The 24353-nt window shown below is 65.9% G+C and carries 24 protein-coding genes; 9 read left to right on the top strand and 15 right to left on the bottom strand.

Annotated elements, in window-relative coordinates:
• The 6 genes from HWX69_RS00290 to HWX69_RS00265 form a co-directional block, all read right to left on the bottom strand.
• Complete coding sequence (locus tag HWX69_RS00290) at positions 1-1023, bottom strand: hemolysin family protein (RefSeq protein ID WP_348642963.1); 1023 nt, start codon at positions 1021-1023, stop codon at positions 1-3.
• A 95-nt stretch (positions 1024-1118) separates the two neighbouring features.
• Entirely contained in the window at positions 1119-2543 is a 1425-nt protein-coding gene (locus tag HWX69_RS00285; RefSeq protein ID WP_178915086.1) for a single-stranded-DNA-specific exonuclease RecJ, read from the bottom strand.
• 27 nt (positions 2544-2570) lie between these two features.
• On the bottom strand, positions 2571-3302 hold the full coding sequence (locus HWX69_RS00280) for a uroporphyrinogen-III synthase (RefSeq protein ID WP_178915085.1): 732 nt from the start codon (positions 3300-3302) through the stop codon (positions 2571-2573).
• 57 nt (positions 3303-3359) lie between these two features.
• Positions 3360-4133 (bottom strand): uroporphyrinogen-III C-methyltransferase, encoded by a 774-nt coding sequence (cobA, locus tag HWX69_RS00275; protein WP_178915084.1) that lies wholly within the window; start codon positions 4131-4133, stop codon positions 3360-3362.
• The gene (hemC, locus tag HWX69_RS00270; RefSeq protein ID WP_178915083.1) at positions 4130-5188 is read right to left on the bottom strand and encodes a hydroxymethylbilane synthase; all 1059 of its coding nucleotides are present in this window, start codon (positions 5186-5188) and stop codon (positions 4130-4132) included. The genes cobA and hemC overlap by 4 nt, the downstream gene beginning before the upstream one ends.
• Before the next feature lie 237 nt (positions 5189-5425).
• Positions 5426-6391, bottom strand: coding sequence for a transcriptional regulator (locus HWX69_RS00265; protein ID WP_178915082.1), 966 nt, complete (start codon positions 6389-6391; stop codon positions 5426-5428).
• Between the two features lie 137 nt (positions 6392-6528).
• Here HWX69_RS00265 and HWX69_RS00260 point away from each other — a divergent pair, with 137 nt between their 5' ends.
• Both HWX69_RS00260 and HWX69_RS00255 read left to right on the top strand, forming a co-directional pair.
• Positions 6529-7797 carry a TiaS agmantine-binding domain-containing protein gene (locus tag HWX69_RS00260; protein ID WP_178915081.1) on the top strand — a complete coding sequence of 423 codons (1269 nt, stop codon included), beginning with the start codon at positions 6529-6531 and terminating at the stop codon, positions 7795-7797.
• Between the two features lie 56 nt (positions 7798-7853).
• Entirely contained in the window at positions 7854-8216 is a 363-nt protein-coding gene (locus HWX69_RS00255; RefSeq protein ID WP_178915080.1) for a hypothetical protein, read from the top strand.
• A gap of 1 nt (position 8217) precedes the next feature.
• On the opposite strand, the gene HWX69_RS00250 is transcribed toward HWX69_RS00255, so the two are convergent.
• Positions 8218-9306: a pyridoxal-phosphate dependent enzyme gene (locus tag HWX69_RS00250; RefSeq protein ID WP_178915079.1), complete on the bottom strand. Its 1089-nt coding sequence runs from the start codon at positions 9304-9306 to the stop codon at positions 8218-8220.
• A 79-nt stretch (positions 9307-9385) separates the two neighbouring features.
• The gene (locus HWX69_RS00245; RefSeq protein WP_178915078.1) at positions 9386-10342 is read right to left on the bottom strand and encodes a succinylglutamate desuccinylase/aspartoacylase family protein; all 957 of its coding nucleotides are present in this window, start codon (positions 10340-10342) and stop codon (positions 9386-9388) included.
• Positions 10343-10469: 127 nt separating this feature from the next.
• Here HWX69_RS00245 and HWX69_RS00240 point away from each other — a divergent pair, with 127 nt between their 5' ends.
• Together HWX69_RS00240 and citZ are read left to right on the top strand one after the other, a co-directional pair.
• Positions 10470-11381: a DUF7536 family protein gene (locus HWX69_RS00240; protein ID WP_178915077.1), complete on the top strand. Its 912-nt coding sequence runs from the start codon at positions 10470-10472 to the stop codon at positions 11379-11381.
• A 61-nt stretch (positions 11382-11442) separates the two neighbouring features.
• On the top strand, positions 11443-12576 hold the full coding sequence (citZ, locus tag HWX69_RS00235; RefSeq protein ID WP_178915076.1) for a citrate synthase: 1134 nt from the start codon (positions 11443-11445) through the stop codon (positions 12574-12576).
• A 69-nt stretch (positions 12577-12645) separates the two neighbouring features.
• Here citZ and HWX69_RS00230 read toward each other — a convergent pair whose 3' ends face one another.
• Positions 12646-13281: a DedA family protein gene (locus HWX69_RS00230; protein WP_178915075.1), complete on the bottom strand. Its 636-nt coding sequence runs from the start codon at positions 13279-13281 to the stop codon at positions 12646-12648.
• An 89-nt stretch (positions 13282-13370) separates the two neighbouring features.
• Here HWX69_RS00230 and hemB point away from each other — a divergent pair, with 89 nt between their 5' ends.
• The 4 genes from hemB to hemL all read left to right on the top strand — a co-directional run bounded on the left by hemB (position 13371) and on the right by hemL (position 18693).
• Complete coding sequence (hemB, locus tag HWX69_RS00225; protein WP_178915074.1) at positions 13371-14351, top strand: porphobilinogen synthase; 981 nt, start codon at positions 13371-13373, stop codon at positions 14349-14351.
• 382 nt (positions 14352-14733) lie between these two features.
• Positions 14734-16467: an ammonium transporter gene (locus HWX69_RS18230; protein WP_178915073.1), complete on the top strand. Its 1734-nt coding sequence runs from the start codon at positions 14734-14736 to the stop codon at positions 16465-16467.
• 1 nt (position 16468) lies between these two features.
• On the top strand, positions 16469-16915 hold the full coding sequence (locus HWX69_RS18345) for an Lrp/AsnC ligand binding domain-containing protein (protein WP_178915072.1): 447 nt from the start codon (positions 16469-16471) through the stop codon (positions 16913-16915).
• 437 nt (positions 16916-17352) lie between these two features.
• Positions 17353-18693, top strand: coding sequence for a glutamate-1-semialdehyde 2,1-aminomutase (hemL, locus tag HWX69_RS00210; protein ID WP_178915071.1), 1341 nt, complete (start codon positions 17353-17355; stop codon positions 18691-18693).
• Between the two features lie 9 nt (positions 18694-18702).
• Here hemL and HWX69_RS00205 read toward each other — a convergent pair whose 3' ends face one another.
• From HWX69_RS00205 to pyrE, 5 genes are all read right to left on the bottom strand, one after another.
• Complete coding sequence (locus tag HWX69_RS00205; RefSeq protein ID WP_178915070.1) at positions 18703-18951, bottom strand: glutaredoxin family protein; 249 nt, start codon at positions 18949-18951, stop codon at positions 18703-18705.
• 78 nt (positions 18952-19029) lie between these two features.
• A complete protein-coding gene (locus tag HWX69_RS00200) occupies positions 19030-20454 on the bottom strand; it encodes an aryl-sulfate sulfotransferase (RefSeq protein ID WP_178915069.1) in 1425 nt (474 codons plus the stop codon).
• 43 nt (positions 20455-20497) lie between these two features.
• On the bottom strand, positions 20498-21982 hold the full coding sequence (locus tag HWX69_RS00195; protein ID WP_178915068.1) for an NCS2 family permease: 1485 nt from the start codon (positions 21980-21982) through the stop codon (positions 20498-20500).
• Between the two features lie 107 nt (positions 21983-22089).
• Positions 22090-22803 carry a phosphoribosyltransferase family protein gene (locus tag HWX69_RS00190; RefSeq protein WP_178915067.1) on the bottom strand — a complete coding sequence of 238 codons (714 nt, stop codon included), beginning with the start codon at positions 22801-22803 and terminating at the stop codon, positions 22090-22092.
• 76 nt (positions 22804-22879) lie between these two features.
• On the bottom strand, positions 22880-23410 hold the full coding sequence (pyrE, locus tag HWX69_RS00185; RefSeq protein WP_178915066.1) for an orotate phosphoribosyltransferase: 531 nt from the start codon (positions 23408-23410) through the stop codon (positions 22880-22882).
• 146 nt (positions 23411-23556) lie between these two features.
• On the opposite strand from pyrE, the gene HWX69_RS00180 reads away from it, so the two are divergent.
• On the top strand, positions 23557-23835 hold the full coding sequence (locus HWX69_RS00180; protein ID WP_178915065.1) for a hypothetical protein: 279 nt from the start codon (positions 23557-23559) through the stop codon (positions 23833-23835).
• A 2-nt stretch (positions 23836-23837) separates the two neighbouring features.
• Here HWX69_RS00180 and HWX69_RS00175 read toward each other — a convergent pair whose 3' ends face one another.
• Complete coding sequence (locus HWX69_RS00175; protein ID WP_178915064.1) at positions 23838-24185, bottom strand: hypothetical protein; 348 nt, start codon at positions 24183-24185, stop codon at positions 23838-23840.
• Positions 24186-24353: the final 168 nt, after the last annotated feature.

Below are 24353 nucleotides of genomic sequence, written 5' to 3'. Positions count from 1 at the left end.
CTATCGGTGGGCTTCGTCCAGCGGGTCCTCGAGTTCGCCCATGACGGCTTCGAGGGCGTCGGTGGCGGTCATCAGCCCCACGACTTCGCCGTCGCGTAACACCAAGGCGAGTTCCTGCCCTTCGGCCTGAAACTGGTCGAAGGCGTCGCTGATGCTCGTATCGGCGGCGAGGGTCATCGGCGGTGCGGCGATGTCCTCGAAGGTGACCTCCTCGGCCTGTAGGCGCTCGATGTTGTTCAGAATCGAGGGTGCATAGACGATGCCGCGGAAGTCGGTGGGTTCCTCGCCAAGGAGCGGGAATCGGGTGTGGGGCGTCTCCCGGATGCGTTCGAGGTTCGCCTCGACGGAATCCGTCGTCGACAGGGCGATGATGTCCGCCGGGTCGACCATGATGTCGCTAACCGGGAGTTCGTCCACCGCCAGGGCGTTGAGAACCTCCTCGCGACGCTCGTCGTTGAGGTCACCCTCGTCCAGCAGAGTGTCGATACGGTTCCGGAGGTCCGCGCGGCTCTCCAAGATGTCCTCCTCGGTCTCCAACCACGCGCCGGTCATCTCGATGCCGAACAGTTTCAGCGTCGCCTTCGCCACCCAGTCTCCGAGGGTGATTATCGGCGAAATCAACGCGTTGAACCAATACAGTGGCGTCGCGCCGTATCGGCACACCAGTCGCGAGCGCTCGACGCCGAGATACGTCGGCGTCTGTTCGCCGTGGGTGAGATGGACGAGATTGATGATACCGAAAGCGATGATGGCGCCAGCGCCGACGGAGGCCAGCGCCGTGTTCGCGAAGTACGGTTCGAACAGCGCCGCCAGCGCCGGCTCGGCGACGATACCCACCGCGATGCTGGAGGCGGTGATGCCGACCTGACAGGTCGTCAGATAGATTTCGAGATTCTGTGTCATCTCCCAGGCGCGCTCGAGTGCGGCCGTTTCGCCGATGAACTCACCTCTGGTGAACTGCCGTGCTCGCGTCAGTGCGAACTCGATGGCGACGAAGAAGCCGTTGGCGAGAATGAGCAACACGCCAGCGACTAATCGGAACGATATCTCCAGGGGGGGTCATTCAGGGGCGGCTATTCCCAGTAAATTGAAATATCCTCTGACTCTCGGCGAGTCGGTCACCCCAACTGCTCGCCGACGATGCGGTCGGCGTGTTCGATGAAGATCTCCTCGGTGCCGGCTGGAATCGTCGCCCCGGCGGCCACGTCGTGGCCCCCGCCGTCGCCGCCCGCGTTCTGACTGGCCTCTTTCATCACGACCGAGAGGTCAAGCCCCTCGCTTACGAGCGCCCCGGTTCCACGGCCGGAGACCTTCGTCTCCTCGTCGTTCTTGCGGGCGAAGGCGACGATGGGTCGGTTCCGAGAGACGCCGTCGGCGCCCATCGACATCCCAGCGATGATACCGACGATGGTCTCGCGAATCTCGTCGCCGGCGTCGAACCACTGGAGGTGGTCTTCCTGCTCGACGCCCCGCTGTTCGACCCACTCGATGCCCTCCGAGAGGTTCCGGCGGTGGTTTCGCAGGAGCTCTCGAGCACGTTCGAGGGCCTCGCCGCGGTCGCCGAGACACACCGCCAACCCTACGTCGGCGCGTTCGTACCGCGCGGTGGCGTTGAGCAGCGTCGAGAACTCACTTGCGTCCCGGAGTTCCGTCCCGACGGCCTCCTCCCGAAGGATGTAGGTCGTTCCGACGAGGCGGTCGATTTTGAAGGCGGGAACGCCGCGCTTGACGGCGTGTTGGACGAGTGCGCTGGCGACCGACTGGCGTTCGTCGTCGGTGAGGTCGACCCACCGCTTCCAGTTGCCTTCCTCGCGGCACGTCACGTCGAGGTCGGAGAGAAACGAGACGGTGCCGCGTTCGTCGTTCGTGATGCCCGGAATTCGAACGTCGGAGGCGTATTCGAGCAGTTTCGGCAGCGGACGGGTCTGTTTCCCGTAGACGGCGAGGTCCTTCGTCTCCTCGAGAACGCCCGCCTCGACGCCGTCGGCGACGATGGCGGCGTTGGCGCCGTGGAGTGCACCGCTTTTGGCCTGCATGTCCCCGACGGCGCCGACGACCGCCAGTGCCGCGAGGTCGCGATTATCACCGGCGCCGTCGCACTCGGCTGCGAGTGCGCGCGCGAGGACGTACGCCGCGCCGGCCCCGGACATCTCCGAAGCGCCATTGATACCCTCCAACAGCGGGTTGAGGTGGTACTCAGTGTCGACGTCGGCGGGCTGGTGGTGGTCGGCGATGACCGGTGTAAAATCGCCCGCGGACTCGTGTTCGGCGATGACGTCGAGTTGGCCGCTGCCGAAGTCGGTGAACAACACGGTGTCGTACTCGCGTTCGGCGATGCCGGCTATCGACTCGGCGTCGAGTTGCTTTTCGAACACCGTCTCGAAGGGAATCGACGCGCGTTCGAGCGCCGTCGACGCGACGCCGGCGCTGGTCAGTCCGTCGGCGTCGATGTGGGAGGCCAACAGCACGCGGTCGGCGGCGAGCAGGCGCTCTGCACACGCCGTGGCGGTGGTCGCTAACTCCGGGACGGGGGCGGCAGCCATCTACGGGTTCGTACTGCGCTCTCGGGTTTAAACCTCCGGACCGACCCGTGTGAGGACCGCCTCCGCCAGCGCCTCGAATTCGGCGACACTCGGGACGACATCGACGGAAATCCCCGCGTTCTCGGCCGTTTCGCGGGTCGGCTCGCCGATGGCGCCGACGACGGCGTCGTTCAGTCCCTCGATAGCCTCGTCTCGAAGTCCTCGCTCGTCTGCAGATTCAAGGAAGTGCTCCACCGTGAGCGAGGAGGTGAAACAGGCGCCGTCGAGTCGGCCCTCGGCGGCGGCGACCGCCGAGGCGCCGGCTTCCGGTGGCCGACGGAGACGGTACAACACCGTCTCGTGGACGTACGCGCCCGCGGCTTCGAGGCCGTCGGTGAGTACCGGGGACCCGTGGTCCGAGCGGGCGACCTCGATTCGGGCGCCGGGGGCGTCGGCGCGCAACTCCTCGACGAGGCCCGACGAGGAGTACTCCTCGGGAATACGGTCGACGTTGTATCCGGCCCGCTCCAGCGCTTCAGCGGTACCAGAGCCGATGGCGACGATTTCGCCGCCCGGTTCCCAGCCAGCGTCGGCGGCTAGCTCGACGCCGGTCTTGCTCGTCAGCACGGTAAGTGCTGCGTCCTCCCGCGGCGTCTCGCCGGTCGGTTCGACGGTCAACATCGGGTCCGAAAGCGGCTCTCCGCCGAGCGAACGGACGATTTCGGCCGCCTCGGCCGCTCGTTCGTCGTCTGGTCGGAAGAACGCGACCGTCTCAGACATGGCTCACTCGGCCTCCAGCAGTTCCGTCAGCTCGCATTTGATATCGTGGCATGTGGTTTATTTAGTCTCGTCTCCCGAGTCGGGTTCGTTCTCTAGAAACGCCAGTACGCGCTCTCTCGTCGCCGCGACGCCGCCGATGACGGTAATCGCCGGCGGTTCGATGCCGGCATCGTCGCGAACGTCGACGATGGTCTCCAGTGTGCCGACGGCGACTCGCTGGTCGGGCCACGTCGCCCGCTCGACCAGCGCGACCGGCGTCTCCGGGTCCATACCGGCCGCCAGCAGTTCGTCGGTGTACAGCGGGAGTTTCCCGACGCCCATCAGGACGACGAGCGTCCCGCCGGTCTCTGCCAGCGCGGTCCAGTCGATTGCGGACTCGTCTTTCGTCGGGTCTTCGTGGCCGGTGACGAACGACACCGAGGACGTGTGTTCGCGGTGGGTCACGGGGATGCCGGCGACGCCGGCCCCGGCGATGGCGCTCGTCACCCCGGGGACGTACTCGAATGGAATCTCGTTTTTGGCCAGATGTTCGGCTTCCTCGCCGCCGCGGCCGAAGACGAAGGGGTCACCGCCCTTGAGGCGGACGACGGTCTTTCCCTCCTCGGCGAGTTCGACCAATCGCTTGTTCGTGTACTCCTGTGGCGTCCACTCGCCGCCTGCGCGTTTGCCCACGTCCTCGCGTTTCTCCGCCGGAATCGAGGACAGAATCTCGGGGCCGGGGAGTTTGTCGTGAAGCACCACGTCCGCCTCGTCGATGAGCCGTCGAGCTTTCACCGTCAGGAGTTCGGGGTCGCCGGGACCGCTCCCGACGAGGTACACTTTCCCGGTCACGTCTCCCTCCGGGCGCGTTCGATGAGGTCGGACGCGCCCTCCTCGGCCAACGCCTCGGCGAACGCCCGGGCGGCCTCCGGGTGGGTCTCGACCGGCAAATCGCGCGTAGCCGATATCTCCTCGGTGCCGTCCTGTGAGAGCACCCGTACCTTCGCGTGGACGTACTCCCCTTGGATGACGGCGTGAATCCCAACCGGAGCGACACAACCGCCGCCCAGCGTTCCCAGAATCGTCCGCTCGACGGTGGTCTCGACGCGCGTCCGTGGGTGGTCGAGTTCGTGGTTAATCGTCTGCGCAATCTCGCCGTCGCGGGCGGTGACCGCTAGCGCGCCCTGTCCCGGCGCCGGAACGAACGACGCTCCGAGGCGTTCGTGGTCGACGGAATCGAGCAAGTCGCTGCGTTCGAGGCCGGCCTCCGCGAGAACGATGGCGTCGAATCGCGTCTCGACCTCCCGGCCGAGCGCCTGCCGTTCGAACTCCGTGAGGTCGTCGAACCACTCCTCTGCGGTGCGGTCGTAGGAGGTGTCCGACTCCTCGGTTTCGGCGTCCATCCGGCGTTCGTGTTCGGCCTGTAGCTCCGGTGCGAGCAATTTCTGAACTCGGGTGTCGACGTTACCGCGAAGCGGCTGTACGTCGAGGTCCGGACGTTCGGCCAACAGCTGGGCCTTTCGCCGCAAACTCGAGGTGCCGACCGTCGCGCCGCTCGGCAGGTCCTCGAGGGTCGCCCCGTCGGACGTCAACAGGAGGTCGACGGGCGAGGCCCGGTCGGGAACGCCCGCGACGACCAACTCCTCGGGGAACTCCGTCGGCATATCCTTCATCGAGTGTACGGCGGCGTCCACCTCACCGTCGATGACCTTCTCGTCGAGGCTGCGGACGAACGCCCCAGTCTTGCCGAGCCGGTGAATCAACTCGTCGCGCAGTTCGTCACCCGTCGTCGATACCTCGACCAACTCCACGTCGCGTTTGCGGTTCTGCAGGCGCTGGGCCACCGCCTGGGCCTGTCGCAACGCGAGGTCCGACCCCCGTGTCGCCAGCCGAATCGTCTCAGTCATACCCGAACCTCCGTCGCGGCGGTTGAAACGCCCTTCGGCTTCTCCGGACGCGATTTCGTGCGCTGGGTCGACATCGTGGTTCTCCGCCAATAAACTGCTATTCGATATACGAAATCGGATTCGGTTGCGAGTCGCTGGACACATCACTCACCGGTCGACAGTCGACTCGGCCCGCTCAACGAGCAGTGACCGACGGCGCAGCGGCTGTGGCGGGGCTACGACGATAAAAAGGACCGTTCAGGCCGGTTCTTCGAGGCCGGCGCGCTCGCGGATGATGTCCTCCAGTTCCTCGGGGTCGTCGATGCGCTCGATTTCCTCGCGTTCGATGAGGGCGGTCCCGTCGACGGACTCTTGGCGGGCGCGGTCGACGACGTACACCGACCGGGTCCGGGTCACTTCACCGACCGACGACATGATGCGGGCACGCTTCTCGGCGGTCCGGTTGAAGTCGGAGTGACCGGTGAGCATCTTCCGCTCGCGGGCCTCGTCTTCGCTGACGGCCTTGAACGGCGCCCGCATAGTCGGGTGGACATCGAACCCGACGCGGGTGAGGACGGTGATGAGGTGTGCGTCGTCGGGGTCGGCCTCGGGTTCGCCGGGGTCGTCCATCTCGTCGCGGACCTCCTCGGCGCCCTCGAGCACCTCGACGGGGTTCGCGAGCGGGCGGTCGAATATCTCCTCCAGTTCCGCCGCGACTTCGACGCTCGCGCTCATGCCGTCCTCGTACTTCGAGACGGTGCGCCGGGAGACGCCGAGTTCGTTGGCGAGTTTACCGAGCGACATCTCCTCCTCGGAGCGGACCTCCGAGAGCAACTCGCCGTCGATGTTGACGTACAGGCCGCCGGGTGCGGCGTAGATGAGCGGCGGCACCTCCTCGATGAACAGATCCATCGCGGTGTCCGGCGAGAACACGGGCACGCCGTGGCGGAAGTAGATGACGCCGGGTTTGAGCTCCTCGTTTCGGGTTCGCAACCCGATGACCAGCGGCGTCGCATCGAGGTACTCGCCGAGGCGGCGCATCTCCGCGCCGGTGTAGCCATCGAAGGCGTCGATGTTGGCGAGCAGTTTCAACAGCAACACGTCGTCGCCGCGCCGTGCGGCGATGTCGAAACTCTTGGGACGGATTGCACACCGGTCGCTCACCGTGAAGCCTGCGTCCTCGAGCATCGCGGTGATGTTACCAACCAGTGCGGACCGTGACATAGTGGTACATAAGCCATTCGCCAGTTAAATCGTTTTCCCCAGCGATACTGCCGCTATCTGGCGGTTGGGACAGCAAGTGACACGGCATCGGAACGCCGACCGAAACCCCGTTAGGCGGTGGTGTCCTACCCCGGGGCGTGACAGTCATCGGGTTGGACGACACCGACTCCCGCGAGCGGGGGATGTGTACGACCTACGCCGCCGACACCGTCGCTCGACGGTTGACCGACGTCGGGGCGGCCGTCGAGCGAGTCTTACTCGTTCGGTGTAACCCGGCGGTCGAACACAAAACGCGCGGGAACGCGGCGCTCGCCGTCCACACCGACGCGTCGGTCGACACCGCCTTCGAGGTGGCGGCGAGCGTCGTCGACGGCGCGGCCGAAACCGACGACGACCGAACCAACCCCGGAATCGTCGTTGCTGCGGGTGCCCCCGAAGCCGTTCCCGAGTCGGTCGCGGCCTTCGCTCGGGAGGCCGTTTGCGACCACCACGACCGCGCGGACGCAGTAAAACTCGCCGAGGAGGCGGGCTTTCGGGTTCGCCGCTGGAAGAACGGCCGCGGCGTCATCGGCGCGCTCGCGGCCGTCGGCGCCTGGCGCGCCTTCGATGAGTGGACCTACGAACACATCACCTACCGCGAGCGCCGGCGGTGGGGGACCGACCGCGATGTCGACGCCGAGTCGGTGTTCGAGGCCGCCGACGAGTACTATCCGACAGTGTGGGACACCGTCGACCGGGAAAGCGGCGAGGTCGTCTGTGTGCCCCGGACGCCGGGGCCGGTCCTGTACGGCATCCGCGGCGACGATGCGGTGGCCTGCCGTGCAGTCGCCGACCGTATCCGAAGCGAACCTATCGACCGCGAACGGACGTTCGTGACGAATCAGGGGACCGACGGCCACCTCCGGGAGGGGACCGTTTCGACTGCACGCGAGGGCCGGTCGTACCGACTCGACGCGACGGTCCGGACGGCCCCGGAGACGCGGCAAGGCGGCCACGTCTTCTTCCGGGTCGGCGACGCCGAGGCGGAACTACGCTGTGCGGCCTTCGAACCGACCAAGCGGTTCCGCGACCACATCCGGGCACTCCGCCCCGGCGACGAACTCACCGTCTGTGGGGAACTGAAAGACGGGACCCTGAAACTGGAGAAGTTCGCGGTTCGGGACCTCGACCGTACGGAACTCGTGACACCGACGTGTTCGGCGTGCGGCCGGTCGATGGAGTCGGCGGGCCGGGGACAAGGGTACCGCTGTCGGGACTGCGGGACGGCTGCCGACGGGAAGGTCGAGCGCCGACTCGACCGCGAACTATCGGTCGGGTGGTACGAGGTCCCACCGCGAGCGCGTCGGCACATCGCCAAACCCCTCGTGAGAGGTGGGTTCGACGCGCCGACGCATCCGGAATCGTAGTGTGGCTCGTGTGAACGTTCCTCACTCTTTATTAGCGCGTATCGACACGTCTCGGTATGGCGAGTCATTCAGCGGGCCGCCGTCGCACCGTCTGTGAAACGTGTAACCTCCCGTTCTACGCCGATTCAGGGGCCTGTCCGTACTGTGACACCGATGGGTCGACCGCCGATGCAGACGCCGACGCCGGCGGCTTCGTCTTCGAGGCTCCGGAGACGACCGAGCGAACACGGACGACCTGTCAGGCGTGCGGCCTCCCTCACTACGACGACCTCGAGGCGTGTCCGTACTGCGAACGCGCTGGCGGGACGGCCGTCGAGGCCGACAGTCCCGACAGCCCCGACGGACCGACCGAGTCGGCACCGAGTGCCGACGAACGAAGCGGCCTCTTCGGCCGCATCAAACGCACGCTCGGTTTCTGAGCTACCCCTTCAGCCCGCTACCCGAGAGCGGGACGACGACGTCGTCGTCCGGCCCGATGACGCCCCGATTCCGGTACACCTCTGCTGCGGCGGGTGCGACTGCACACGTCGGCTCGGTGTAGAATCCGGCACGATGGAGGCGCTTCAGTTCCGAGGCGACGGCGTCCTTCGACAGTGCAATCGCGTCGCCGTCGGTCGCCTCGATGGCGTCGAGGATGGACGCTTTCTGCACCGGCTGTCGAATCTGAATCCCGTCGGCGACGGTGTTGTCTCCAACCACAGCGTCCTCCCCGTGGAGTTCGGCGGCGATGGGGGCGTAGCCGGCGGCCTGTGCGCCGAGGAGTTTCGGCACTTGGTCGGTCCACCCGGCGTCCCGTAGCGCCCGGAAGCCGCGATAGGCACCGAGGAACATCGTGCCGTGACCGAGCGGCATCACGACGGCGTCGGGGACCGACCAATCGCGCTGGTGTGCGATTTCGTAGGCCATCGTCGCCGTGCCGGCGAAGAAAGCCGGATTCCACGCGTGGCTGGCGTACCACGCCTCGCCGTCGGTCACGGCGTCGATGCAGGCGTCGGTCACGTCCTCTCGTGTCCCCTCGACGCGCACCACGTCGGCGCCGGCGCGGCGAATCGCTTTCACCTTCGACTCCTTGACGCCCGCGGGCACGTAGATTTCGGCGTCGATGCCGGCGCGGGCGGCGTAGGTCGCGATGGCCGCACCGGCGTTGCCCGAGGAGTCCTCGACGATGCGGTCGGCGCCGATCTCCTTCGCGCGCGTGAGCGTCGCCGTCGCCCCGCGGTCCTTGAACGACCCGGTGGGGAAGACGTACTCCAGTTTGAACGTCGCGTCCCACTCCGGAGCGTCGACCATCGGGGTGTACCCCTCCCCCAACGTCACGCGGTCGGACGGGTCGGCGCCCACTGGCAGGAACGATTCGAATGTCCACAGTCCATCCCGTGGGTCGATAGCGGCGTCTTCGGGCGTTTCGGTCGGCGGCAGCGGCTGGTCGGTGAACTCAAGCGGCGTCCCACAGCGACAGCGCCAGCGGTCGGCGTAGTTCTCGCCACAGGCCGGACAACGAAGGCTCATATCGGACGGTCGGCCGCAGTCGCCGTGTCGGTTTCGGTGGGTGCGAACGGGTCGGACCGGAACAGGACCGTTCGTGGCGTTAGAACCGGTCGATGTCGGTGCCGACCGAGCAGACGTACTCGCCGGTGGCGACCTGCGGGAGGCGCCGTCGCCGCCAGAAGATGCCCTCCGAGTCGGCGGTCACTTCGGCTTTGACGGTTCCGAAGGGGTCAGTCACCTCGAACAGCGTGTCGCCGCGGGATACTTCGTCGCCGAGGTCGACGGCGAACTTCGTGAGGCCGCCGGCGGGGGAGCCGTATTGTTCGAAGCCGGTGGCTCGCGTTTGCGGCCGGGATTCGACGCTTCCCGCGAGGAAACCGTAGTGATGCAGGACGTTGAACACGCCCTTGACGCCCTTCTGGATGGACTCGTCGTCCCAGCCGACCGCGCCGCCGAGTTCGGGGTCTATCGTGGGAATGCCCTCGTCCGGTGCGGCACGGGCCAACTGTCCGTCGGGACCCTTCTGGTCTAAGATGTAGCCGCAGTCGAACACCTTCGCGAGTTCGAGACAGTCCCGGTGCAAGCGGTGGCGGGAGCCACAGCGGACGCGCGTCTCGTTCAACATCCGGGAGGTCGACCCCTGATGGAGGTCGAGGATGAGGTCGGCGTCGCTCGCGGCCTCGAAGGTCGCTGCAGCGATGCGCTCCGAGGAGGTGCCGGTGGCGTCGCCGGGGTAGGTGCGGTTGAGTTTCGTGTCGTCGATGGGGTTGCGGTGTTCGGCGACCTGGAAGCCGTAGTGGTTGACGATGCCGACGATGCGTATCTCGCCGGCGATGTCCGCCGGTTCGAGTTGTGGAACGAGTCGCTGTAGGACGCCCAGTCCGTTGAGTTCGTCGCCGTCGGAGACGGCCTGTATGTAGAGCGTCTTCCCGTCGCGAGCGCCGTTTAGGACCGCGACCGGGAGGCCGACCTCGGAGCCGTCACGCGCCTCGCCGACCGACAGCCGCCCCGTGTCCATCTCGCCGGGGGCGGCGTTCGCCGTACCGAGGGTAGTCATTATTATCACTGCTCACCCGTTCGTTCTTAGGCTTACTGATACCCGCCGGGTTTTCCGTCTATCCGAGGAGACGCTCGCGTCAGTCGGAATCTGTACGGCTTATGTGGCTCCCGCCGCTAGTTCGGGTGTGTCCGCCGACTCCGCCGACCGACCCGACCGTCCCGGCGTCGCCGCCCTCGTCGCCGAACTGGAGGTCCGCCGTCACGTCCGCACTGCCGCCGTCGCTGGCATCGGCTTTGCCGCCGTGGTGTTCCTCCTGTTCGCCTACCTGCCGGGTACCGACGAGTCGCTGCTGTACTGGGCGTCGCTGTCGTTCGTCCTCGCCTTCGCGGTCGTCTGTCTCGTCGCCGTCGTCCTCGTCGGCCGGGCGGCCTACCGCCGGACGCTGTCGGTCAACGGCATCGAACCCGGTGGTCGGTCGCCGACGACGGTCGCGGCCCTCCTCGGGTTGCTCGGGTGGGTCGTCGTCCCCGTCGTCGCGACGCTAGCCGTCGACGTTCCGAGCGCTGGGTTCCGACTCACTGTCGCACTGTTGACCGGTGGGTTCGTCGTCCTGTTCGTCGGCGGTCTCGGGATAAAACTCGTCGCGGCGCTGTCGCTGGAACACGCGTGGCGGCCGCTCGATGCGGCGGTCGGTGCGGTGGCCTACACCGCCGCCGTCGCCGCACCGGCGGTTGGCTGTCCCGCCGGTGGGCCGTGTCTCGGAACGCCCGACCGACTCGTCGCGGCGACGGTCGCTTTCGATTCGAGTCTCGTCGCGCCGGCGTACGCGGGTGCGGTCGTGGTCGGCGGCCTGCTGGTCGGGTTCGGCCTCGGGCTTCGGGGCGCCGCGCCGTCACACGGGTTCTTCGCCGGCGTCGCCGCAGCGATGAGTACGCTCGTCGTCGTCGCTGCCGCGACCGGCGACCCGGCGGCGGTGCGGTCGACGGCGCTGTACCTGCCCGTCCTGCTCGGAGCGGTCGGCGCAGTCGGCGGTGCCGTCGCCACCGTCGTGCGTGAGAAGACGCCCGAAGAAAGCGGCGGGTTTCCGGACGAATAAGTACTCACACGCCTGCCGTGAACGGTAACCCTTTTCTCCCGGGCATGGAAACCGGTAGCGTATGACCGAGGAGCTCAAGAAAGGGCTGGAGGGTGTCCTGGTCGCCGAATCGTCGTTGAGTTACATCGACGGCGACGAGGGCAAACTCGTCTACCGTGGCTACACAATCGACGACCTCGCCGAGAACGCGAGCTTCGAGGAGGTCGTCTACATGCTGTGGCACGGCGAACTGCCGAACCGCGATGAACTCTCGGAGTTCAAGGCGGCGATGGCCGAGGAGCGCCACATCGACGACGGCGTCCAGCGGCTCGTCCGCGACCTCGCCGAAGCCGACGAGGAGCCGATGGCCGCACTCCGCACTATCGTCTCGGAGTTGTCGGCGTACGACCCCGACGCCGACGCCGACCCGACCGACGAGGCCGCAAACCTCCGGAAGGGTCGCCGCATCACGGCGAAGATTCCGACCGCGCTGGCGGCGTTCGCCCGCATCCGCGACGGCAACGACCCCGTCGACCCACGGGAGGACTTAGACCACGCGGCGAACTTCCTCTACATGCTCAACGGCGAGGAACCGGACGACGTACTCGCCGACACCTTCGATATGGCGCTGGTGCTGCACGCCGACCACGGCCTGAACGCCTCGACGTTCTCGGCGACGGTGACGGCATCGACGCTCGCCGACCTCCACTCGGCGATTACCTCCGCGGTCGGCACCCTCTCGGGGAGCCTCCACGGCGGCGCCAATCAGGACGTCATGGAGATGCTCAAGGAGGTCGATGCCTCCGACAAGGACCCCCTCCAGTGGGTTCAGGACGCAATCGAGGAAGGTCGACGCGTCCCCGGCTTCGGCCACCGCGTCTACAACGTCAAGGACCCCCGCGCGAAGATTCTCTCGAAGAAGTCCAAAGCGCTCGGCGAGGCCGGCGACATGAAGTGGTACGACTACTCCGTCGCCGTCGAGGACTTCCTCACCGACGAGAAGGGCCTGGCCCCCAACGTCGACTTCTATTCGGCGTCGACGTACTACCAGATGGGTATCCCGGTCGACATCTACACGCCCATCTTCGCGATGAGCCGCGTGGGCGGCTGGATTGCCCACGTCCTCGAACAGTACGAGGACAACCGCCTCATCCGACCGCGCGCCCGCTACGTCGGCCCCGACGACCGCTCGGTGCCGTCGCTCGAGGAGCGATAGCGGCCGAACCCACCCCGTTCTCGACGCCCTTTCAGCCTCGCGCCCGCGTCTCTACTTTCGACACGAGCCTCACAGCACGCCGAGTCGAACCCCGAGAAGCAGGAACAGCCCGGCCAGCCACGATTGGAACAGCAACGTCCCGAGTGCCGACAGCGCGATGAAATGGCGGTCACTCATATCCGCGACGCCGGCCGGCACCGTCAACATCCCTCGCGTGAACAACAGTGCGTTAGAAATCGGGACTGCGAGCGGCCCCCAGCGGTCGAACCAGCCATCGAAGCGGGCGAGCGAGTCCTCGCTGATACGGAACCACGACTGTTCGAGCAGGTACTCCCGACCGGCGCGCTTGGCGACGGTGAACAGGACGAACTGGCCGATGGTCGCGCCGACGACGGCGACGCCGATGACTGTCGCGATGCCGAGGTAGTCCTCGGTACCGGCCGTCAGAAGCGCGATGCCGGCTGGGACGAGCGCCTCGCTCGGCGCGAAGTACAGCAGCATCGCCCCCTCCAACACGAGGATGAAAAACAGCGCCGCAAGCCCATAGTCCTCGAGCAGTTGGGCGGCGACTTCCGGGTCCGCGAAGACGAGGAGATACACCCCGGCGGCCGCACAGACGAGCGTCAAGCCGCCGGCGAGGTGGACTGCGTAACGTTCGAGAAAGCTTCGAACGCGGTCGACGGCGGACGATCTGCCGAGCGACATGTTCCTTCGTCGGGAGAGGCGATATATAGGCGTTGTGTCGTCGCGTGGGGAGCGACGGACATTTTATGGCACGGTGCGGAACGTCGGGTATGAACCTCACGGACCGGCCGAGACGGCTCCGGACCGACGGCATCCGTCCGCTCGTCGGCGAGACGGACGTCCGACCGTCGGATCTCATCGCCCCGGTGTTCGTCGACGCGACGACCGACGAGCGCGTCGAAATCGAGTCGATGCCCGGCCACGAGCGGGTGCCCGTCTCCGAGAGCGTCGCCCGCGTCCGGGAGATACAGGAGACAGGTGTCGGGGCGGTGATGGTGTTCGGCATCCCCGAATCGAAGGATAGCGAGGGCTCGCGAGCGTGGGCCGACGACGGCGTCGTCCAGCGGGCGGTCCGGCGAATCACCGAGGAGACGGACTGCTACGTCATCACCGACGTGTGTCTGTGTGAGTACACCGACCACGGCCACTGCGGCATTCTCGAAGACGGAGCGTCCGAGGAACCGTGTTTGACGGTCGAAAACGACGAGACCTTGGAGTTGCTCCAACGCATCGCCGTCTCGCACGCGGACGCGGGCGCGGACATGGTCGCACCTTCGGGGATGATAGACGGGATGGTCGGTGCTATTCGCGGGGCCCTCGACGCGGCGGGCCACGAGAACCTGCCGGTGATGAGCTACGCCGCGAAGTACGAGTCGGCGTTCTACGGGCCGTTCCGGGACGCCGCCGACGGCGCGCCCGCCTTCGGCGACCGAAGACACTACCAGATGGACCCGGCGAACGCCCGCGAGGCGATGCGGGAGGTCCGACTCGACGTCGAACAGGGCGCCGACGTGTTGATGGTCAAGCCAGCGCTGCCGTATCTCGACATCGTCGCCGACATCCGCCGGGAGTTCGACCACCCGGTGGCGGCGTACAACGTCTCCGGGGAGTACGCAATGTTGCACGCCGCAAGCGAGAAGGGGTGGCTCTCCTTGGAGGAGGTCGCCTACGAATCACTGCTGTCGATAAAGCGGGCCGGAGCGGACCTCATCCTGACGTACTTCGCCGAAGATATCGCCGAGCGACTCTGAGCCGGCGCCGAGTTCGTTCTCTTGCGGCTGGTGTTCTCCCGTCTTCGTCCACACCAGAACGCGTTCCGGAGGGTCGCCGCGCGCTCCCGCGAGCAGAGTGAAATACGGCCAATTGGCAAGTGTTGCGATTGACATTCGTCCAGAAAACGAGAATATTCTTCCCTGAACTCTTGACGCGAGCCGACCTTATACAGCTATTATCCTACCCCATTGCTGACGACCGTCCACTAAGGGTATGCAAAAATTTTCAATTTCAACTCCAACATTTATGTAGGGCTGTTCCATGAGGTTCTCCCGTGAGTTGGAAGACAAACATGGTGCAAATCAGAGAAAACATGGACGAACTTTCACAGAAATACGGGAGTAGTACGGAGGTCGAAGCATGATGGAACTGACTGCGTTGCAGGTCGACCCGAGCGTCGTCGCCGAGGGGGTCAACTGGCTGTGGATTCTCGTGGTGACGTTCCTCATCTTCTTCATGCACGCGGGCTTCGCGATGCTGGAGGCCGGACAGGTACGTTCGAAGAACGTCGCAAACCAGCTGACGAAGAACATGCTCACCTGGAGTGTCGGTGTCGTCGTGTTCTTCCTCATCGGTGCGGGCATCTCCGGAATCGTCGGAGTGTTGACCGGCTCCGGCGGTAGCTACGGTCCGTTGAGCCAGTTCGGTGCCGGCAACTTCGGCTGGGTGAGCTGGCTGTTCGGCGCCGTCTTCGCGATGACGATGGCGACCATCGTCTCCGGGGCCGTCGCCGGCCGCGCGAAGCTGCGTGCGTACGTCACCTACACGTTCCTCGTTGCGGCGGTCATCTACCCCGTCGTCACCGGGTTGACGTGGGGTGGCGGCTTCATCGCCTCCCTCGGCTTCCACGACTTCGCGGGCGGCATGATCGTCCACGGCGTCGGCGGTATCGCCGGCCTGACGGCCGCCTACATGCTCGGTTCGCGCATGGGGCGGTTCAACGAGGACGGCAGCGTCAACGTCATCCCCGGTCACTCGATGACTTTTGCCGTACTCGGGACGCTCATCCTCGCGTTCGGCTGGTACGGCTTCAACGTCGGCACCTCCGTCAACGTCTTCGCCGTCGAGGGCGGCGAACTCGTCCTCGGTGCCGGCTGGGAGATCGTCGGCCGCGTCGCGCTGAACACCACACTCGGCATGGCGATGGGCGCACTCGGTGCCGGCGCCGTCGCACTCGCGAAGACCGGCAAAGTCGACACGCTGTACGTCGCAAACGGCATGCTCGCGGGGCTCGTCGGCGTGACGGGTACCGCGGACGTGCTCACGCCGATGGGCGGACTCATGCTCGGCCTGCTGGCCGGCGCACAGCTCCCCATCGTCTTCGAATTCGTCGAAAAGCGCCTGCAGATCGATGACGTGTGTGCCGTCTTCCCGGTCCACGGGAGTGCCGGCGCGCTTGGTGTCATCCTCTTCCCGCTGTGGTCGACCGGCGGTACGGCTATCGCCGGCGGCGTCGTCCCTGGCGGTATCCTCTCGGTCGAAGCGTCGATGTTCGTCCCCCAGATTCTGGGAACGGCCATCATCACGGCGTGGACGGTCCTCGCGACCGCACTCGTCTGGGGTGCGTTCAAGGCCGTCGGACAAGCCCGCGTCAGCCCCGACCACGAGCGTGAGGGACTCGACATCTCCGAGCACGGGACGAACACCTACCCCGAGTTCGGTAGCGGCTCCACCGGTCCGGCCGCGACCGACGGCGGGTTCGTCGAGGAGGACGGCATCGTCCGCCCCGACGGCGGTATCGCCAACGACGGCGGCATCAGGATGGTCATGGGCTTCATCCGCCCCGACAAGCTCTCCGATGTCAAGCAGGGACTCGCCGAAATCGGCGCACCCTCGCTGACGGTTACGAACGTCTCCGGTCGCGGCTCCCAGCCCGCGAAGAAGGGCCAGTGGCGCGGCGAGGAGTACAGCGTCGACCTCCACCAGAAGGTGAAAATCGAGTGCGTCGTCGCGGACATCCCGGCCGAGGACGTGGCAGAGGCCATCCGTGACTCCGCGAAGACGGGTGAACCGGGCGACGGCAAGGTGTTCATCCTGCCGGTCGAGAACGCCTACCAGATTCGTACCGGTGAGGTCGGAACGAGCGCGGTCTGACGTGACCGAGTCGCTCGACAGGCAGGTCGTCGCCGCCCTCTTTCGGGACGGCCGCGCCGACGTGCCGTCGGTCGCGGAAGCCACCGACGCGGTCGCGACGACGGTGCAGAAACGCCTTCGGGCGCTCGAAGACGACGGCGTCATCACGGGCTACACCGCCCGCGTCGACTACGACCGCCTTGGCTACCGGACGGCCATCATCCGACTGGCGGTCGACCTCGACGCGATAGACGACGTGACGGCACGGCTCCGGGAACGTCCCGAGTTCGTCACCGTCTATCAGATGAGCGGTCCCTCCACCGTCTTCGCCGTCGGAAAGTTCGAAGACGATGCGGCGCTGGCCGCCCAACTGCACGATCTGCACGACGACCCCGACGTTCGCACCGTCGACACCAGTTCGGTCCGGTCGGTCGTCCGCGAGGGTGACCCACCCGCACTGGAGGACTGAACGCCGTCGGGCGGACTGCATTTCGGATTCACGCGACGCTGTTTTTTCGAACTGACTGTGTCGTCCGTCTTTGAGGAATTACGCTCTCGCTTACGCGACTCAGAACTGAACTGGACGGCCGTCTCACGCGTAAAAAAGCGGTTTCGGCCCGGAGGGGGCCGACCACGGAAAACCGTCGGATGCCAGCCGTTCGGTTCGTTCCTGAGCGGTACACACCGGAGACCACGAGGGTCTCGCGGTGTCTCAACGAACGGACCGGTGTCGTAATATCGTGTCGAGAGGGGCAATATCTGAAACCACTGGGAAAAATATTGCTCGAACGTGGTGTTTTCTGGGTGAATTTTAGCCGAATGCTCTACATTGCCGAATCACTTCTCCGCGATACCGCTCGACTGCGGACGGTAACGCCTTTCGGGGCGGCAGTCGAACCGACGCTCATGAACCACGAGACATCGCGGTCGCTGTACGACAGGGCGCTGTCGGTCCTGCCGGGCGGCGTCAACTCCTCGGTTCGCGCCGCGCCACAGCCGTACCCGGTGTTCGCCGACCACGGTGAGGGCGGCCACGTCGTCGATGCCGACGGCAACCGCTACATCGACTGGATTCAGGGGCTCGGACCGCTGCTGCTCGGCCACGACATGCCCGAGTCGGTCCAGGCCGCAGTCCAGTCCCGTGCCGCCGAGGCGCCGATGTACGGCATGCCGACCGAAATCGAGGTCGACCACGCCGAGTTCGTCTGCCGCCACGTCCCGAGCGTCGAGATGATTCGGTTCGTCAACAGCGGGACGGAGGCGACGGTGTCGGCGGTCCGACTCGCCCGCGGGGTCACCGGCCGCAACAAGGTCGTCGTCATGCAGGGCGGCTACCACGGCGCCCAGGAGTCGACGCTCGTCGAGGGCGACGCCGACCACCCGAAACCCTCCAGTTCCGGCGTCCCACAGTCGTTCGCCCAACACACCCTCCCGATTCCGTTCAACGACGAGGCCGCCGCCCGCGAGGTGTTCGAGGAACACGGCGACGACATCGCGGCCGTCCTCGTCGAGCCGATACAGGCGAACATGGGCATCGCCTTCCCCGAAGACGGCTACCACGAGACGCTGGAGGCGCTGTGTGAGGACTACGGCGCGCTGTTCATCTTCGACGAGGTCATCACGGGGTTCCGGGTCGGCGGCCTGCAGTGTGCCCAGGGCCGCTTCGACGTCGACCCAGACCTCACGACGTTCGGCAAAATCATCGGCGGCGGCTTCCCGGTCGGCGCCATCGGCGGCAAGACGGAGTACATCGAGCAGTTCAGCCCCACCGGCGACGTGTTCCAGGCCGGCACCTTCTCCGGACATCCCGTGACGATGGCGGCCGGACTGGAGACGCTGAAGTTCTGTGCGGAAAACGACGTTCACGACCACGTCAATTCGCTCGGCGAGCAGTTGCGCGAGGGACTGGCCGACATCGTCGAAGACCACGCCCCCGCCTACACCGTCGTCGGCACCGATTCGATTTTCAAGGTCGTCTTCTCGCGGGCCGAAAGCCACCCACAGGGCGACCCCTGTTCGAACGGGTGTCGGCAGGACCCCACCTGCAGTCGCTACGGCGAGTGCCCCAAACGCGGCACCGACGTGGCCGACGCCGAAACCGAACGCTACGCGCGACTGTTCCGCCCCGCGATGGTCGAACAGGGCGTCCTCGTCTCACAGAATCAATTCGAGGCCAACTTCGTCTCCTACGGCCACACCGAGGAAGACGTCGAGGAGACGCTCGAAGCCTACAAAGAAGCGCTGTAACGCCGCGGTTTAGGCGCCGTAGGTCTCTTCGAGGTACGCGACGATGTCGTCGGATTCGGCCATCGCGTCGACGCCGTGTTCCTCGTCGACGATGACAGGGACGCCAGTCTGACCGCTGATTTCTTCGACCTCGGTTCGCGCTCCGTGGGCGCGCGGCACCTCTACGACATCGTACTCGAGGCCGAGCTCATCCAGTTTGTCGGCGACCTTCATACAGTACGGACAGCCGGGCAGTTCGTATAGCGTAATGTTCGCCATCGACACAGTGTATGTATCCGGGGACTAAGAACGCGGCGGTGGTGTGTCCGAACGCTGTCAATCCGGATTTTCCCGTGCTCACCCGTTCTGAAGCGACCGGAGTTCGGCGAGGAGTCGCTCCCGTCGCGCGAGGAGTTCGCAGGCGGCCCATCCGAGTGCGAGCAACACGCCGAGAACCGCCGAGAGGAACGTCCACGACCCCATCCAGACGGGCCGGAACCACGGTTCGACGTGGGAGTACCGGGTCGCAATCCCGTCGAAACTGGATTTCAACGGGGTGTAGCTCCCGACGTCGGCGATGGCGTCGGCGACGTGATAGCGGTCGGCGACGCCGCCGTCGCCGCCACCGGAGACGGTGTAACTGCCGGTCGTGCCGTGGTCGGCCATCGTCGGCCCGTTGCTTCCCTGCTGGCCGCGTTCGGCGTCGTACGGCGCCCACGCCGCGTAGAACTCCCAGACGACCTCGCCTTCGGGCGTTATCTCGACGACGCGGTGGTTCAGCGTATCGGTGACCAGCGTGTTGCCGTTCGGTAGTCGGTCGGCGTCCCGCGGCCAGTTGAACCCCTCGACGCTCCAGACGAGGTCCCACTCACAGGATTCGGGTGGCGTGCCCGCGCCGAGGCGGGGGTCGGCGTCGCCGCAGTCTCGCTCGTACTCGACGACGCGGTCGTTTTCGCTGTCGGAGACGAGGATGACCGGCGTGCCGTCGTCGCGTTCGAGGTAGTCGGGGTTGTGCTGTTCGAACAGCGTGTCGTGGTCGCCGTCGGAGCCGAGTCGCATCGCGATGTCGCCGCTCGAGCGGTTGAGGAGAATCACTTGGTCGAAGTTCCGCGGGGAGGCCAACACGTAGCCGTCGTCGGGGCCGACTACGTCCACGTCGTTGACGTGCGTCCAGTCGGCGTCGAAGCCGCCGTCGGTGCCGTTGGGGTAGTGCTCGCGGAACAGCCACTCCCACTCGGTGTCGCCGGTGGTGGTGTTCTCGACGTAGAGGCGGTCGTCGCTCACGCCGTCTCGGGTGTTCCGCATGTGGGCGACGAGGATTCGGTCCTCGCTCAGGCGTGTCGTGTCGTGGGTGTCGAGGCGTCCGGGCATGTCGTGGCGCCACTCCACGGCCTCGGTTGCGGTGTCGTACTCGAAGACGACGGTGCCGCCCTCGTAGGTGGCGGTGACGAAGAGGTCGCCGTCGGCCGTCGGGTCGATGTCGTAGAACCACCGCGCGCCGACCTCGTCGCCGTCGAAGCGCCACGCGACGCTGCCGTTCTCGTCGGCGGCGACGAGGCGGGCCGGCTTCTTGGGTTTCCCGTAGCCCGCGAAGTGAAAGCCCTGTACGCTGACGTAGGTGGTCTCGGCGGCCGGCTCCTCGACGGTCCCGGCGCCGAGTTCGAGCGTCTGAGGGTTGACTGCGGCGTAGGCGGCCGGCAACAGGAGGACGAAGACGAGAACCGCGAGGACGACCCGCAGCGTCACGCGACGTGACAACGAGTCGACTCGCGAGACGTCCATGTTCCGTCCAGAGGAGTCCGCAAGGAATACCTTGCGGTTGGGCTCAGAAGGACGGGAGCAGTCCGGCACTCGCCGCGAAGAAGACGGCGAAGTAGACGACGAAGACGACCGCCAGCGTCCACTGGCCGAGCGAGACATCGTCGGCCTCGCCGACGGCGGCTTTGACGATGGGGTAGCTCATGATACCCGCTGCGAGGCCGTTGGCGATGGAGGTCGTAAGCGGCATGATGGTGATGGTGAGACCGGCGGAGATGGCCCACGCTGGGTCCTGCCAGTCGATGTCGGCGACGCCCTGCAGCATGATGATGCCCACGACGACCAGCGCGATGTAACTCGCGTACGTCGGAATCGCCGAGATGAGCGGCACCACGAGCAGCGAGAGCGCGAACAGCGCACCGACGACGAGGGCGGTGAAGCCGGTTCGGCCACCCTCTTCGACGCCGGTCGCGGATTCGATGAACGTCGTCACCGTCGAGGTGCCAATCATCGCGCCGAACGTCGTCCCGATTGCGTCGGCCATCAGCGGCTTGTCGATGTCCGGAAGGTCACCGTTCTCGTCGAGGAAGCCCGCGATTTGGGAGACGCCGATGAGCGTGCCCGCGGTGTCGAAGAAGTCGACGAAGAAGAACGTGAACACGACGAGTGCGAACACGACGGGGTCCTCGAGGATGAGGCCCAGTCCGTCGACGAAGCCGTAGACGAGCGGGGTGAAATCGTACTGGACACCGAACAGGAGCGAGCCGATGCCCTCGCTTTCGACCTGTGAAACCGTTCCGGGTTCGAGGACGCCACGGTCGACGACGCCCGCCAGCGTCAGCGCGTAGCCGGCCAGGGCCGTCCCGATGATGCCGATGACGATGGAGCCCTTGATGCCGCGGGCGTAGAGGACGAAAGTAAGCGCGAGTCCGAGCAGCGACAGCGCCGCAACCGGACTCTGGAGGACGTTTCCGAGCGTGGTGAGCGTCGCCGGGTCCGTGACGACGATTTGCATCTCCTGAAGGCCGAGGAACAGGAGGAACACGCCGATACCGGCTCCGACGGCGAACTTCACCGGTTCGGGGAACAACTGGATGATGTACTCCCGCGCGCCGACGGCCGTCAGGGCGATGAATATCAGCCCTTCGACGAACACCGCGGCGAGGGCGACCTGCCACGGGACGCCCAATGTCAACACGACGGTGAACGCGAAGAAGGCGTTCAGTCCCAGTCCCGGCGCGAGGCCGAACGGACGGTTCGCGTACAGCGCCATCACGAGAATGGCGACGACCGACGCGATGATGGTAACGACGGTGAGCATCTCGACGACCTGGAAGAAGTCGTAGGTCGCCCCCGCGATTTCGGTCGTCGGTGTCGGTTCACCTTCCTGTGGCGACCCGCCGACGATGGCCGGTGCGAGAATGCTCGGATTGACGACGATGATGTACGCCATCGCCAGGAACGTCGTCAGTCCGGCGACGCTCTCGGTTCGTACGTCGGTGTCGTGTTCCTCGAACTCGAAGTACTCCGCCAGCGTATCAGTAACAGCCATAATTCACGTTCGAGCATACCACAGGTTGGTGACTTAATAGTTACCGTCGGAAACGGCGAATTCTGTGCACGTATGTGCGTATCGATGGCGCCGTGACTCGGAACGTGTCACTCTCGTGTGACGAGTGCGCCCACCGGGGCGTCGGTGTGGGCGCGGGCGCGGTCGATGCCCTCGTCGCCGACCGCGATGAGCGCGAACACGCCGGCCACCTCGGCGCCGGCCGACGCCGCGATGTCGAGCAGCAGTTCCTGTGTCTCCCCCGACCGGATGAGGTCGTCGACGACCAGCACGGATTCGCCCGAGGCGATGGCGTTGGCGGGGAGGTAGTAGTCGATTTCGATGCCCGAGGAGAGCCGTTGTCGGGCCTCGATGAACTCCTCGACGGCGGTCTCGCGGGACTTCTTGGCGTAGGCACATCGGGACCCGAAGTAGCGGGCCATCGCCGCCGCGAGGGTGATGCCGTCGGTGGCCGCCGTCAGGACGGCATCGGGCGGCTCGATGCCGAGCGTCTCGGCGGCGACGGGCGGGACGAGCGACAGCAGCGACTGGTCGAAGACGACCCGGGAGTTGTCGACGTACCCTTCATCGTCGACGACGATGCGGGCGTCGAGTTCCTCGGCGAGCAACTCGGAGCCGACTCCACCGACCACCTCGCGGGCGCGGGCCTCACTCGGGAGGACGTGCCCGTTGACGTACCGGTTCAGGTCGCCGGCGGGCAGTCCGGTTTCGGCGGCCAACTCCTCGTAGGTGCGCGTCTCCTTCAACGTCCGCAACACGTCGACGGCGCGCAGCTGGAGGGCGGCCTTCTCCGAACGGTTCATGACTTCAACGCGTCACCGCATATGTATGAACACTTCGGTGTGCTACCGAGAGTAAATAGACACGGGAGTGGATACTCTACGCGCGGTCGGCGTCGGCCAACAGCTCCGAGGCCGTCAACAGCGACTCCAGTTCGATGTCGTGTTCGGCGAGGTTCTCGTGGGCGCCCTCCTCGCGGTCGACGACGACGAGCACGCGGTCGACGACCGCCCCAGCGTCTCGGAGCGCCTCCACGGCGTCGATTGCGCTTTGGCCTGTCGTGGCGATGTCCTCCAACACAACGACTTCCTCGCCGTCCTCGAACTCGCCTTCGATTTGGTTGCCCGTGCCGTACTCCTTGGCCTTCTTCCGGACGATGACGTAGGGGTTGCCCGTCTCGACGGCCGTCGCGGCGACCAGCGGGACGGCGCCCAACGCGACGCCGGCGAGTTTCGAGTCACCGACCCGTTCGGCGAACGCCTCGGCGATGAGTTCCAGACAGTGTGGGTCGGTCTCGAAGACGTACTTGTCGACGTAGTACTCGGAGGTACCGCCGTGGGAGAGTTCGAACTCCCCGAACTTCACCGCCTCCGCGGCCCGGAGCGCGTCGATGAGTTCCTGATTGACCATACACGCTCCTCGCCCGTCCGGGTAAAAAGCGGCGCGGAATCACGGGGGCACCTGCATACCGACAATTGGTCTCGTCTCGATAAAACACGAACAATGATAACAAATAACACGAAGTGGCCCATACCGTCTAGCACGGAGTGGTGGCAATGGTTACGAAACACACCCCTGAATCGCTGTGTGAGTGCTCGGCGGGCAGCGTGTGTGTCGGGCGAATCCAGCACTACACGTGTGCGATTTCCGGGTTAGTGGCGGCCGTCGTCGTGGTGTCGCTAGTCGCGCCACTGTTGTTCGCCGTCACCCAACCGCTTCATTTCCTGTCGTCAACGGTGGTCGTGTTCGTCCTCCTTCTGTCGTGGTTGCTCCTCGCCATTGCGCTGGAACTCCTCTGGGTGTGGCGAGTGGATGGATTCCGCGACGCCGGATGAGACTACAGGAACTCCCTGACCTCGGAGTACCACATGTCGTGGTGGTCGAGGGCGTCGATACGGCGGGCGATTTTCGTGGCGATAGCGTGCCAACAGAGTTCCGTCGGTTCCTCGGGGTCGAGATTGTAGCGAGAGTCCTCACACTCGCAGGTGCCGTCTTCGACGACGTGTTCCTCGGAGTGGCCGACGACGACGGTGAAATCGCGGTACTCCTTGACCCGCTCTTCACCGACGGCCTCGATGGCCCGGACCCCGCGGTCGCCGTGGGTGGCGATAATACGGTCGACGGCGTCGCTGGTGAGTTCGCCGTCGGCTTCCAGTTGCGCCTCCCACTCCTCGACCGGGTTCACTCTCGGCTATTCTCGGGGACGTGGGAAAATCGCTTCGCTCCGAACTTTTTGCTGTTCGGGTGCGCCTGCGGCGCACCACTCACAGCAAAAACTTCGATGAAAAAGGCGGCGACTCGCTTCGCTCGTCGCCGTGAACCGCGCGCCTCAGGCGCGCGGACAGTACCGCGA

The sequence above is a fragment of the Natronomonas gomsonensis genome (assembly GCF_013391635.1).
In the GTDB taxonomy this organism is placed as follows: Archaea; Halobacteriota; Halobacteria; order Halobacteriales; family Haloarculaceae; genus Natronomonas; species Natronomonas gomsonensis_A.
The sequence above is the reverse complement of the archived record's forward strand: the minus strand, read 5'-3'. Positions and strand labels throughout refer to the sequence as shown.